Raw genomic sequence first — 13,930 nt, forward strand, 5'->3', positions numbered from 1 at the left:
TCTATTGGCGGTCGAAGGATCTGTATAAAATCATAAAATTTTAAAAACCTACACTTAAAGTATAAGCGAATTGTATCTGAGGGCGAGTTTCCAAGATCATATCTCCATTTTTATTATGAAGTTCACTTCCTGCACCCATACCCACACTGAATGTACTTATACGTTCTTTATTCAATAAAACATAAGCGATATCAGCCCCACCACCATATTGAACCTCATCACTTCCGTCTACTTTTTTACTTTTAAGTGAGCCACCATACAGTCCCACATAGAATCCATTTTTGTCAGTGCCATTTAATGCAACAGGAATTCGATAACCAACTTGTCCAGCAAATGCATTGTCACCATTATAAAAAGCACCTAATTTGGTATAGGCAATTCCATAAGGGTTGACCCACTCAGCATTGAAGTGAACGATTTGTTGAGTCACACCTGCACCAAAGTTCCATTTAGATGCATCCTCAGGCTTAATCTTCGCCTCTGGTAAAATTCCCTTCAAATCTGGCAAATATTCTTTAACATCAGCATGCGCGAAGTTTCCTACAGCAACTAATATTAATAAGGGAAATATTTTTCTCATTATTTTCTCCATTACCCCTAACGTTAACTTGGGTCGAGTTCTTTATCCTTAATGCTCGACTTTAACAGAATTATTTTAGCACTCATATACAAAACACTATAAATTTAATGTCGCTAAGGTCAAATCCGCACCATGTGATCGAACATGATTTGTTCGAGTATTTAGTTAAAATAAATTTTTACGAGTTATTTGTGTTTTTTACTTTTTAATCCTCAATCTAGGGTAAAATGTTTCGCCCTCGCACTCTCCAATTTCAGTATTCAAAGCCGACGACGTATGAAGCAGCAGTTTCCTTTAAAAAATGTCCAACAAGAAAAACGCATCTTTCGCAGCCGTGTTTTTTTTGCGATTGGTATTGTTTCATTTTTTATGTGTCTACTGATTGCTCGTTATGCTTATCTGCAAATTTTTCATCATCAAGAGTTTAGCGAAGCATCGGATAAAAACCGTATACGCTTACAGCCGATTGCGCCTGCACGTGGTTATATCTATGACCGTAATGGTATTTTATTGGCTGACAACTACCCTGTTTTTACTGCAACCTTGAGTAAAGCTGATGTCGAAGATATTGAGGGTACTGTTCAACGTTTAATTCCTATTTTAAATCTGAGTCAAGAAGATATTGACCGTTTTAATAGTCGTATTAAAACCTCTAAAAAAACCGAACGTGTCACCTTAAAACTGAATTTAACTGAGCAAGATATTGCACGCTTCAGTGAAGTTAAATTTCAGTTTCCTGGGGTAGATATCGAAACACAGATGACACGTTACTATCCACATGGCGAGTTATTTGCACATGTGATTGGTTATGTGGGTCGTATCAATGACAAAGAACTTAAATCCATTGATAAAGACAGTTATGCAGGAACCAACTTAATCGGAAAAATCGGTGTAGAGAAATCTTATGAAGATTTATTACACGGAGTTCCAGGTTATGAATCTATTGAAGCCGATGCGCACGGGAATGTGCTACGCCATTTAGGTCGTAAAGAATCAACGCGTGGTAATGATCTCTATCTTTCACTTGATTATGGTTTACAAACCGTAGCAGCTGAACAACTGAAAGACCGTCGTGGCGCTATTGTTGCTATTGATCCTCGTACAGGTGAGATTCTAGCACTCGTCTCCAGTCCAAGCTTTAACCCCAATTTATTTGTCACTGGGATCGGGCATGATGACTATACTGCCTTGCGTGATAATCTCGATCAACCGCTTTATAACCGTGCTGTTCAAGGAACTTATCCGCCGGGTTCAACCATCAAGCCAATGGAAGGATTAGGGGGAATTCACTTTAAAACTGTGGATTGGGGCACTGCTATTTCTGATCCAGGTTATTTCCATTTACCTGGCGACTCGCATAAATTCCGTGACTGGAAAAAAACAGGACACGGCTCTGTCAATTTACATAAATCCATCGTCGTTTCTTGTGATACCTATTTCTACATTTTGTCTTATCAAATGGGTATCGACCGTATGAACGAGTGGATGCGCCAATTTGGTTTTGGCGAAAAAACTGGAGTAGATTTACCGAGTGAAAGTACAGGACTTTATCCAAGCCCAGAATGGAAAATGCGTACCCGTAAGAGCAAATGGCTCAAGGGTGAAACGATTTCTGTGAGTATTGGACAAGGTGCATTTACTGCAACACCTTTACAGCTTGCTATGGCAACGGCGATTACCGCCAATCATGGTGCGCATGTAACACCACATGTTTTACGCGAATCCAAAGGTGCAAAAAAACATCCTGTGCATAACGCACCTACAGGAAAAATCAATTTTAGCGGTACCGATGATGACTGGGTCAAAATGCGTGACGCAATGGTGGACGTGATTCAATCTGGTACAGGTCGTGGTATTCGTACACCAATGTATCAAATTGCAGGTAAAACAGGGACAGCGCAGGTCAAGAGTATTGCTCAAGGAAAACGTTATAACGAAGCTGCACTTACAGCTCGTCAGCTCGATCACGGTCTATTTGTTGGCTTTGCGCCTGCTGAAAATCCTGAAATTGCCATTGCAGTGATTTGGGAAAATGGTCGTCATGGGGGTTCTGCTGCAAAAATTGCCCGTCCAGTTTTTGATTATTGGCTATTAACACGTAAGAAAAATCCAATTGCTCCACTCAATCATCAGGTCAGTGGCGGTTTAATGACTGCTGGGATCAAGCCGGGTGAATTGCCGAGTGGTGATGTTTCACTTGCAGCTGATCCAAATGCAATGCCTAAACCAAAGCCAAACTCAGCAACCAATTCAGCGCAGAATCATAGCAATACTCAAGGGCATAGAAACAATACTCCGCAACCAGCTACCGCACCATCTAATGAGGCTGATATCAGTGAATAATAAAGTGAAAAACCAATTAAGAATTATTGGTGGAGAATGGAAACGACGTGTTCTCCCTTTTGCTGATATTGAGGGTTTGCGCCCTACACCTGACCGTGTTAGAGAAACTTTATTTAACTGGTTGATGTGGGATATTCAAAATACTAAAGTGCTGGACCTCTGTGCAGGTTCAGGTGCTTTAAGCTTTGAAGCATTATCTCGTGGTGCGCGTCATGTGGTGATGATTGAACCAAATCTTAAACAGGCAAAGTTTTTAAAAGATAATATTCAATTACTCAAAGTAGAAAATTGCCAACTTAAAATTCAGACTGCACAGCAAGTGTTGTCCAACCTGAATGAACAATTTGATTTGGTGTTTTTAGACCCACCGTATAGTTTAAATTTGTGGGAAGAATTGGCTCAAAAAGCTGATCCATATTTGTCTAGTGACGCATTGATTTATGTCGAAGCAGATCGTGCTTTAAATCAATTGAATTTACCTGCAACTTGGCAACTGCAAAAACAAACCAAAGCTGGTGTGGTACAGGCAGGCTTGTTTAAAAAAAATAATATGGTGGAGATTTGATCAATTGTGATTTATACATCATTTTGTTCTATCTAGCACAAATTTATTTAAACTTGAGAAGTAAAGCATGGCAATAAAAGCTTTATATGATTAAACAATAAATTCATCGCATGAATTTGATTGATCAATTTGCGTATAAAAAAATGGGCATTTACAGCCCATTTTTACAATCAATAATTAACGCGTTTTCCAATTCCAGTCACGATCATTGCGATCTCGATCATAGCGATCGCGGTCACGATCATGACGATGATCCCAACGGTCACGATCACGATGATCATATCGACCATGCCCACCACGATGATCATCATCGTATGGTGCAACAATACAGCCTGTGAGTGAAACACCTAAAACACCGAGTAAAATAATTTTCTTCATCATGACAGTAGCGCCCTATTCATCTTATTTTCTAAGCTTAACTGTGTAATGTGAAGTTCAACGCAAGCTTGTGTTTCAACGTGTAGTTATTTCAACATGATTTATTCACACTACTTATTTTTAGATAAAAAGCTATTTTAAATTAATAGGTTAATGTATGAATCCAAAATAGTCGTATGAGTTGTCCTCGATCATAGGGAAAACTGGAGATATATTCATAACCCACTCTATTTAAAGCATTGATCTTAAACTCAATTCCATAACCAAAGGACAGATAAAGTTCATTTACAGAGGCACTATTTGAGTTTGGGTTGATCAATGAAGTTTTTAATTGCTGTACATTATAAGCTGTATAATTAAAGATCCGAATTCGATCATTTTCATAAAATTGGTTACTCAGAATTGAATAATCTGCCAATTGCTGCTCATGCTCCTCAGCTAATTTTTTCTGAATTTCACTTTGTTGTAAAAAATCTTCATTTTGATCTGTAATTTCATCAAGATAGCTTAGGCTATTTTCTGGGTTTTCAATATGAAATAAAGTCTCTTGTTCCAATTCAATATCTGATTCTTGAGCGTTTTGCTGACCTTCTAAATTTTCGATCGCAGCAGATTCAGGCATAACGATCACTTGATCCAAAGCATAGAGCTGTGAATTCAATCCAAATAGAATAATCAGTATGAAGTAAAACTTGCAGAAAAATCGCATAAGTAAGGTGATCAATTTACGATGAATTTTGTGGTTAATATAGATGCGAAAAATATGTGATAGGTTATATTAAATGTATCATATTTAAAGTTAAGTTAAAGCATATACTCAATTTGATTTTTGCAAGAAATTAGAGAATTATAAATAAAAAAGAGCTGCCAACATGACAGCTCTTTTAACTAAGCGAACTTAACCAATGATAATCTGATGATTCGCTAACAATGTTTCCAGTTCAGTATTTACACCATTCAGTGTAAGCAGATTAGTCATAGCATATGCACCACCTACACCATCTCGATCAATACTCAGCACAGTATTGCCACCACTATGAGACACTTGTAAATAACTGCCAATATTGTCACCAGAATCAAGCGTTGCAATACCATTCACATAATGTGCAGCGCCATCACTATCAGCAGTATACCCAATCAACAAAGATTTCAGATCAATACGGTCTGCGTCAGCTGTGGCTTCAACTGTACCCACTTTAAAGCCATTCACACTATCTGTACCATTGCCACCCGTTGCGTCGGCTAACAATACTTTATATAACAAAGTATCTTGACCACCGTTGGCAAGATTAAAGGTGTCATTACCACCACGCCCATCAAACTGATTATTGGCTGTATTGCCTGTAAACGTGTCATTCCCATTACCACCAGCAAGAGCTTCAATGTTCTTAAAGCTCGCTGTTCCAAAACCAGTGTTTTGAGCACTCATATTAGACAAATCAATGGTCAATGCAGTGCTGCCTGCCAGTTTATAGTCAACAGTATCCAAACCTCCAGTTGCACTCCAATTACTGTTGCCAGATAAATCCACTGCCGTTCCACCACTACCGTCATAACTGTCTGTCCCTGCTGTTGCAAAGAAAATATCGTTATAACCAGTACCGATGAATTTACCATTCGCAACGTTGGTCGTTGCTTCACCTGATAAGACATAAGCTTGGGTCGCTGCACCAGCGGTTAAACCTGCCCAGCTGAGGTTAATATTTTCAATGCTGTTTCCGCCTAGGCTTGCTGAACCACCCACATCCTGAGATACACCATTGACACTCTTAATCAATACAGCGGTGTAGCTGTCATTCGCATTCAAGCCGTAGAAGTTGACGATACCTGAACCATCTGCACCAAATACACCTGATTGTGGATTCAATATTTGTGATGCGACTAATGTACCCGCACTATTGTAAAGCTGTGCAGTGTTGCCATAGTAGACGTTTAGACCATTGGCATCCAAAATACGTAAATGCAAACTGGTACCATCTGCAACAATATTGTTGTTTTGCAATAAGATCGTATTGGCACCGCCTTTATAAGCCAATACATCGACTGCACCATCCCAATTATAATCTACTGCTAAAGCTCCATTCACACCTGTAATTGCAGTTCCCAGTGTACTTTGCGTAAAGCTTCCTGCCCCATTGTTGGTATATAGGTTTGGTACTGCACTGACGCCAGAACGCGGCAATTCCACAATATCCATTTTACCATCATGATTCCAATCCACTGCGACTGAAGCACCACCATCTAAAGTATCTGAAAGGTAAGTTGCCTGACCGCCCGCAGTCCCAGAAGCTGTTCCCAACAGACTTCCTGTGCCACTATTCCAGTAAACACGGCTCGCTGTACTATCCGCAGTATTTGCAGCATTTCGACCAGCGCCAAGGAATAAATCCATTTTACCGTCATTATTAAAGTCAGCCCATGTCATCGCGGTCGCAGAAGCTGGATCACCTGCTGCTCCTGTTCTAAATACGCCTGCAATATTTGTCTGGACAAACGTATTAACAGCACTTTGTACATTGGTCAATAAAGTCAAGGCATAAGCACCACCTGCTGTTGGTGTCGAGGAAGAAATTGTATGCTGAATCACATCTACAGCACCATCATTGGTCAAATCAACTGCAGAAACCTCAGAATCAGTATTCCCTGTAATTCCTACTGGTCTACCTTGTGCTCCACCAGCCATTAAGGATAAGCTTCCAGCCGTATTGGTAATGAATGTCATTGAATCACCGCCAGTATCACCATAGGCAAAATCAAGATAACCATCACCTGTTTTATCATAAGCAACCACAGCACCATTCCACATAGATGTGCCGCTTACCAGTATCTGATGGTTATAATTGATACCATCGGTCGTGGTCCATACACTTTGCGATGAAGCACCTGTACTGGTATTTGTGAAAATATCCATAAAACTATCACGGTTAAAATCAACAAATGATGCACCTGACAATCCACCACTTCCGCCAGTCACACTGACATTGGTATAGGTATTCAACCCAGTACTGTTATAGATCGTTCCAACATCACTCGTTGTACTGGTTTGGAAGAATGACCATAAACCATTTTGCCCCAGTGTCATGGTTGCACCACCAAGGACATTACCAACATCAGCATCCCCCCAAGCAGGCGTCAATGAACCTGAGGAACTGAGCACTTCCAATTCCATACGACTTGCATCACTCATGATTATCGAGCCATTCGCATCCACGATGTTTGCCACTACATCATAGCGCCCGACATTGACTACACCGATAGGCAATTGCACATACCAAGTGTGATTGATAGGATCTACGACCACAGTATTGTTTGCCGTACTATAGGTCGTTCCATTTACGGTTATTTGTAAAACCTCACCAATATTTAAGCCATAAGGAATGGTTCCACTCACGATTGGCGTAGTATCTGTAGTGGTTTGCGCATTGATATGAATTAAAGCGGCAGTTGAAGAACCCAGTAACAGTTGTCCATTTGCCAATAAGTATTCCAGACTTAAGCTGATGTTCTTGAGTGTCAATAAGGGAGTAGTGAAGTTCCCATTACCCGCTAAATCAACTGAAATAACTGTATCGTTACCCACTGTACTGACTTGCAAATATTTATACAAACCTATAGACGCTCTATCCAGCATATAACTTCCAGTACCAGCATCAAAGTAGACATAGGCTGTGCCAGTATAAGCTGTCAATAAACCGCTCAGATCAATGATATCTGAATCAGAATTCGGCGCAAAAGCTAAACTCCCAGCCACAAAACCATTGATCGTATCAGTGCCATTCCCTCCAGCAACATGATCCGCAGGATTGATCAGGTTATACACTAAACGATCATTTCCAGCGTTAGAACCTAGGTTAATAATGTCATCCCCACCACGACCTTCAAAGATGTTATCAAACGCATTACCGCTCAATGTGTCGGACTGTGCACTACCTCGCACTCCTTCAACATTGGTGATATTACTAACCGTCCCCCAACCCGATACCGTACCAGCTTGCAGATTAACCGTTACACCTGTAGATGCATTACGGAAATCAATAATATCCATACCCCCTGAAGCGACCCAAGTTTTGCTTTCGCCTTTCATAACAGGTAAATTCCAGCCACCACCGCCGTTATAAGCTGTGGTGCCCCCTACCACATTAGAAACCACATAAGTATCGTTATAGCCAGTGCCTACCAATGTTGTTGCATTGGCAGTGGTCACAGCTGTTGTGGTCAACACTTGTGCATCAACCGCACTGCCTGGAGTAACGTTCCATGAGTACGTCGTCGTGACGCCGTGATCATTCGCCAATAATTTGACTGTGTAGCTTTGTGATGGATCCAATCCGAAAATGTTGACCAAAGCAGAACCATCATTGACCCAATTTCCTGATTGTGGATTTATGATTTGGGTGGATACTAAACGCCCCGAAGAATCGAACAACTGGACGGTATTACCATAGTAGACGTTATGACCTTCTGCATTCACAATACGCAGATGCAAAGCTGTTCCATCTTTGACTTGATTGGTGTTGCTGATTAACTGTGTCTGTGTACTCGTATTAAAACTGGCTAACAGGTCAATATCACCATCCCAATCATAGTCAGCAGCGGCGATACCATTTAACGTGCTATTTCCCATATCAGCTAATTGAGTAGTCGCCCATCCCGTAGCCACATTACCGTTATTGGTATATAGATTCGCAATACCCGTCGTATAATCGACCTCTATTGCATCCATTTTGCCGTCACCATTCCAGTCGACAGCAACAGATGCTTCTCCAGCTAGGCTATCATTTGCAATTGCAATTCCATTGCTTGATAAGCTACCACCGTTATTGAGGAAAATTTTGCTATTGGCGGAGGTTCCTGTTTGAGTTGTATTTAAATATAAATCGAGATAACCATCACCATTAAAGTCTGCCCAAGTCATCGATAATGGGGTGGTCGAATCATCTGCTCTAGCGGCTCCGAACACATTGGTAATGACCTGTGTTTCAGTCCAGTTCGCACCCGTTGCACTGCTACTACCACTATTTAGCAACAAACTTAATGTATAAGCGCCTGTCACCCCAGATTGGCTAGTGGTGGCATGCAAAGCAAGGTCGACTTTACCATCATTATTTAAATCTACTGCTGAATTTTCTCGATCCATGGTCAATGTACTTAGACCAGTGGCTGTCGGGTTACCTGATGCCCGTCCATAGACACTGAATACACCACTATTATTTTTCAAAAATGCTGAGGAGTCGTTTCCTCTATCACCAACCACAGCATCCAAATATCCATCACCATCCATATCCAAGAATACAGAACCACCACGAGCGATAAGCTGTCCAGCATTTACATTACCAGCAGTAAAACCTCCGCCAGCAATGCCCGTCCAAATCGGGGCAGTCGAAGTTACAGCACTGTCTGTGCCGATGATGTCAATATTTCCATCCAGATTGTAATCACCGAAAGAATATGAACTGACCGTACCAGATGTGAGTGTCAAAGCTGTGGTGGTATAACTTGTCGTTGAAGCACCAGCATAAACCGCTTGGTCATTGACAAAAGTCCAGTGTCCATTCGTGTTAATGACCATACTGCTACCATAACCCAATGTTGCATTGGTACCAAAAGCACTGTTGGTATATGGCGCATTACCCAAGTTGTTCACGACATCTATATCAGAAGTCATGCTTAGGCGACTACGGTTCCCTGCTGCATCCCAAATGACATAACCCAGATGGTACTGACCTGCTGTCAAACTCAATGACATATTCCATGTTCCACCTGCTGCGACTGTTGCAACATTGAGGACACTATCGACACCTTCTGTATAAATACCATCGTTGTTTATATCATTGATCAGCGCCACAACACTGCCAACTTCAGCTGTACTATCTACACTACTGTTAAACTGGACCGCACCTGCAAGAATTGTTTTGTCACCATCAGCATCGATCGAACCAGCATTGGCAAAGTCTGGGTTACTCAAAGTCATCGATGGTGCTGTTAAATCAACGGTATATGTCGTTGTAGTGGTTGAGCCATGCGTTCCATTCACGGTATTTTCAATCCGTACTTGTAATGGAACAATTGTCGATACTGTATAACCAGATGATTGTGGAGTATATGCCCAACTGGTTGCACCCAAAGTCGTTTGTACCACAATCCAACTGTTCCCACCATCCAGACTAATCGTCACTTGCTCATTCGCTTCCAAAGCACGACTGATGGTACCATTCAATATTGGTGTACTATCACGAGTGATCAAATCAGTATTGACTGCATCATTATTGGTAGAGTAATTGCCTGCCTGACCATAAGCGGTATCGGTCATGATGGAACTGAGTGTGGCTGTTGCATCAACAGTTAAGCTAAAGATCGGACTTGCAGTGCCTTCATTACCCGCTTGATCTGCAACTTTGACATAGTAATTATATGTGCCAAAACCTAAGATATTCGGTGTATAACTCCATGAAGTCTGACCATTTGCTAATACGATTGAAGTGATTAAAACATCATTCTGATAAAGGTTAATGGTATAACCAGCTTGTACGCCTGCCGTGACCGCCCCAATCAAGGTTGGGGTGGTATCATCCGTCGTAGTATTGCTCCCCATCAATCCAGTAACAGCACCCGAACTATCAATATAATTGTTAATATTGGCTGTTTGTGAGGTGGCGATGGTATCAACGATTAAATTAAAGGCGTTGGATATCGGTCCTTGATTGCCCGCAGCATCCATCACACGTGCAGTAAAATCATGACTACCGTTGCTTAAAATGTTTGTAAATTCAAAAGTCCAATTTAAACCTGTAACGGTTGCAATACCTAAAAAGGTTGAGCCTTCATATATACGCAATACTTCATTGGCACCTAAACCTGTGTTGAGTGTACCGTTTAAAACAGGCAGCGTATCATTGGTATAACTACCTGATCCATAATCACCAGTGTTCATGATGACATCATCTGTAAAACTATTAATGATCGCTTGTTGAGTTGGTGGTGTTGTATCCAATATTAATGTGAAGGCAGCTGACTCAGGTCCTTCATTACCAGCCTGATCGACCACAACAGCGGTATAGGTATAAGTACCATCTGTCACTAACGATAAAGGTAAAGACCAAGTTGTGCCTGTGACTGAAGCAATACCAACCAAATTGCCATTATTATCATGGATATGTAAACTTTCGCCTGACATTAACGCAGTATCAAGTGTTCCTTTTAAAAGCGCGTGCGTATCATCAGTCGTTGTACCACTGATAAAATCACCTTGAAATAATCCTACAGTATCATTATAAACAGTGATTGATGGAACCTCTGTCGGTGCAATCGTGTCTACAATCAAGTCCAGTAAATTGGATTGTGCTAACACACTATTAAAACTGTTCACCACCTCTGCACGGTAATAATAACGACCATCACTTAAGCCAGAGAGCACGTAACTCCAAGACGTTTCAAAAACATCTGCTTCCCCTAACAGTGTTGGTGTACCCAGTACTGGATCAACTTGATACACCAATACTTTGTCTCCAGGGTTCAATGCAGCGCCTAAAACTCCTATTAATTCTGGCGAGGTATCATCAGTCTGACTACCTGATGAATAATACCCCATATTTTCGCCATAATTGTCGTTAAAAGCATTAATATTGATAGCTTCTGGCACTACAGTGGAGTCAACTGTCAGGGTAAATGGTGCTGATGCTGGAGATTCATTGCCTGCTTCGTCTGCAACTCTGGCTGTATAAGTGTGGGTACTTGGATCGGCTAATGTAGGTAATTCGAAAAACCAACTTGTACCACCTGTAGTCATAGCCACACCAATAAAAACAGAACCTTCATAAATACGAATTTCTGTACCCGCTGGAATTAAGCTACTCAGTGTACCATTCAATGTAGGCTTAGTATCATCCGTTGTTGTACCATTGCCAAAGATTCCAATAACAGGACCAGCAAAATCAACATAACTTGTGATGCTTGCGGTTTGTGTTGGCGCCACATTATCAACAATTATTCTAAATGCTGGAGATGAAAAAGTTCCTAAATTCCCCGCCGCATCCGCAACAACTGCTGTATAATTTTTATTGTCACCATTCACTAAACCTGCAACATCAAAGGTCCAAGCTGTGCGACTGGCATTTAAGGTTGCAACACCTATTTGTGTTGTCCCTTCATAAACGAGGACAACATCCGTTGCAGACAATGCACCACCACTGATGGTTCCATTTAACCGAGGCGCTGTATCATCGGTATGTGAGCCACTTGGATAATCTCCAGTATTCGTGCCCAAATCATCAGTGAAACTGTCAATAGTAGTGGTCTGGGTGGGTGCAAGCGTATCAATTGTCAGTGTGAAGTTCGCAGAATTTGTCCCATGATTACCTGCCGCATCAACAACGACTGCATAATAAGTGTAACTTCCATTGCTCAGTGATGGTAATTGGAAACTCCATCCTGTTCCTGTAGCATCAACAACAGCAACACCTAGCAGCGCATTACTATCATCATAAATTTCAACAACCTCCCCTGAACTTAAAGCACTACTCAAAGTACCTTTTAAGAGCGGTGTGGTGTCATCCGTTGTTGTATTGTTATTATAATTTCCTTGAAAAAGACCTACATCATCTGTATAGCTGTCGATACTAACAGTTGTAGTCGGCGCCATAGTATCAACAGTTAATGTAAACGTAGGTGACATCACACCTGTATTACCAGCAATATCAACAATACGAACAGTATATTGATAAGTCACACCGTTGCTCAAACCAGACAATGAATACGTCCAAGTGGTATCACCAGCACTCAATGTAATCGATGCGATCCATGTACCATTTTCATATAACTCAAGAATATCGCCCGCTTGCACCCCAGCAGAGACCGAGCCAATTAATGTCGGGGTAGTATCGTTGGTTTCTGTATTGTCTCCCATTAATCCTGTATTAGGGGCAACTAAATCTATATAACTATTAATAAATGCATTCTGTGTTGGAGCAGCCGTATCTATTTGTATTGTTTGGCTGTCTGTTGCACCAATATTACCTGCAATATCAACAATACGAACCTGATAAGAATAATTACCATCGGGACTTAAAATTCGAGGGTCTTGATAACTCCATGTGCCAGCTGTAACACTTAAGTCTACCCAATTGATACCATCCACACTTATTTGAACTTTTTCATCTGTAGCCAATGTACCGACAACACCATTGACAGTAATTGATTGGTCATTGGTGATAAAATCCGTTGAACTTGCCCCACTGTCTGTGCTGATAGATGTAATATTCAATAAAGTGCTGACTGAAGGTCCTGTTAAATCAACAATCACTATCTGATCATCACTCTGACCAATATTTCCAGCTGCATCGACCACACGTACTTGATAAGTATATTCTCCTTCTAAAAGTGTCCGAGTATCCTCATAACTCCATATTCCTGCATTTACAGTCAGATCAATCCAATTTAAACCGCCATCAATACTGATTTGTGCTGTTTCACCCACTGCCAAAGTCCCAACCGTACCATTAATTGTCAAACTGGTATCATTGGTAATAAAATCGGTTGTATTCAGCCCAGTGTCATCAGTAATCGAAACGATATTAATCGTTGTACTTGCTGAAGGTGGGGTTGTATCTATGTTCAATACATATGCATTTGATAAATTCGCCTGATTACCAGCGCCATCTTCTACACGTGCAGTATAGGTGTAACTTATGCCATCACTTAAACCACTATCATCAAATACCCAAGTTGTGCCAGTACCTGTAATGGTTGCCGTTCCAACTCTAATATTTGTATTACCATCATTCCGATAAATCGCAACGACTTCTGTTGCACCTAAAACAGCACTAATTTCACCTAAAATTTGTGGTGATGTGTCATTACTATATCCAGCGTTATCTATATGACCCGTATTTGGGACGACATTGTCATTTACACCTGTAATCGTTGCGATTTGTGTTGGCACAATGTTGTCAACGTAATTGGTACTGGTACTTGGTCCAATATTGCCTGAAGCATCGGTGACTGCACCACTCACAGCACCTGTCGGTTGGTTGATTGCAGAGGTCACCGGTCCATAATTGCCTGAACTG

At 41.1% G+C, this 13,930-nt stretch carries 6 protein-coding genes; 2 read left to right on the forward strand and 4 right to left on the reverse strand.

Annotated elements, in window-relative coordinates; translation table 11 throughout:
• Positions 1-40 precede the first annotated feature (40 nt).
• Positions 41-580, reverse strand: coding sequence for a hypothetical protein (locus AAV97_RS20635; RefSeq protein ID WP_005032911.1), 540 nt, complete (start codon positions 578-580; stop codon positions 41-43).
• Positions 581-856: 276 nt separating this feature from the next.
• Between AAV97_RS20635 and mrdA the strand changes: the two genes are divergently transcribed.
• Both mrdA and rsmD read left to right on the forward strand, forming a co-directional pair.
• Positions 857-2,923, forward strand: a complete 2,067-nt coding sequence (gene mrdA, locus AAV97_RS20640; protein ID WP_005032912.1) for a penicillin-binding protein 2 — start codon at positions 857-859, stop codon at positions 2,921-2,923.
• Positions 2,924-2,927: 4 nt separating this feature from the next.
• Positions 2,928-3,488 carry a 16S rRNA (guanine(966)-N(2))-methyltransferase RsmD gene (gene rsmD, locus AAV97_RS20645; protein ID WP_046761605.1) on the forward strand — a complete coding sequence of 187 codons (561 nt, stop codon included), beginning with the start codon at positions 2,928-2,930 and terminating at the stop codon, positions 3,486-3,488.
• A 177-nt stretch (positions 3,489-3,665) separates the two neighbouring features.
• Here the strand turns inward: rsmD and AAV97_RS20650 are convergent, their stop codons facing one another.
• From AAV97_RS20650 to AAV97_RS20660, 3 genes are all read right to left on the reverse strand, one after another.
• Positions 3,666-3,869 (reverse strand): hypothetical protein, encoded by a 204-nt coding sequence (locus AAV97_RS20650; RefSeq protein ID WP_005032919.1) that lies wholly within the window; start codon positions 3,867-3,869, stop codon positions 3,666-3,668.
• A gap of 139 nt (positions 3,870-4,008) precedes the next feature.
• Positions 4,009-4,488 (reverse strand): hypothetical protein, encoded by a 480-nt coding sequence (locus tag AAV97_RS20655; protein WP_227560803.1) that lies wholly within the window; start codon positions 4,486-4,488, stop codon positions 4,009-4,011.
• Positions 4,489-4,764: 276 nt separating this feature from the next.
• Positions 4,765-13,908 carry a beta strand repeat-containing protein gene (locus tag AAV97_RS20660; protein ID WP_228136578.1) on the reverse strand — a complete coding sequence of 3,048 codons (9,144 nt, stop codon included), beginning with the start codon at positions 13,906-13,908 and terminating at the stop codon, positions 4,765-4,767.
• Between the last annotated feature and the right edge of the window lie 22 nt (positions 13,909-13,930).

Origin of the sequence: Acinetobacter sp. Ag2 (genome assembly GCF_001005515.1) — a bacterium.
Classification (GTDB): Bacteria; Pseudomonadota; Gammaproteobacteria; order Pseudomonadales; family Moraxellaceae; genus Acinetobacter; species Acinetobacter bereziniae.

What these genes read in the sequence shown, in the direction of transcription:
- mrdA (WP_005032912.1), top strand. Translation starts at nt 857, where the DNA reads ATGAAGCAGCAGTTTCCTTTAAAAAATGTCCAACAAGAAAAACGCATC.
- AAV97_RS20650 (WP_005032919.1), bottom strand. Translation starts at nt 3,869, where the DNA reads ATGATGAAGAAAATTATTTTACTCGGTGTTTTAGGTGTTTCACTCACA.
- AAV97_RS20635 (WP_005032911.1), bottom strand. Translation starts at nt 580, where the DNA reads ATGAGAAAAATATTTCCCTTATTAATATTAGTTGCTGTAGGAAACTTC.
- AAV97_RS20655 (WP_227560803.1), bottom strand. Translation starts at nt 4,488, where the DNA reads ATGCCTGAATCTGCTGCGATCGAAAATTTAGAAGGTCAGCAAAACGCT.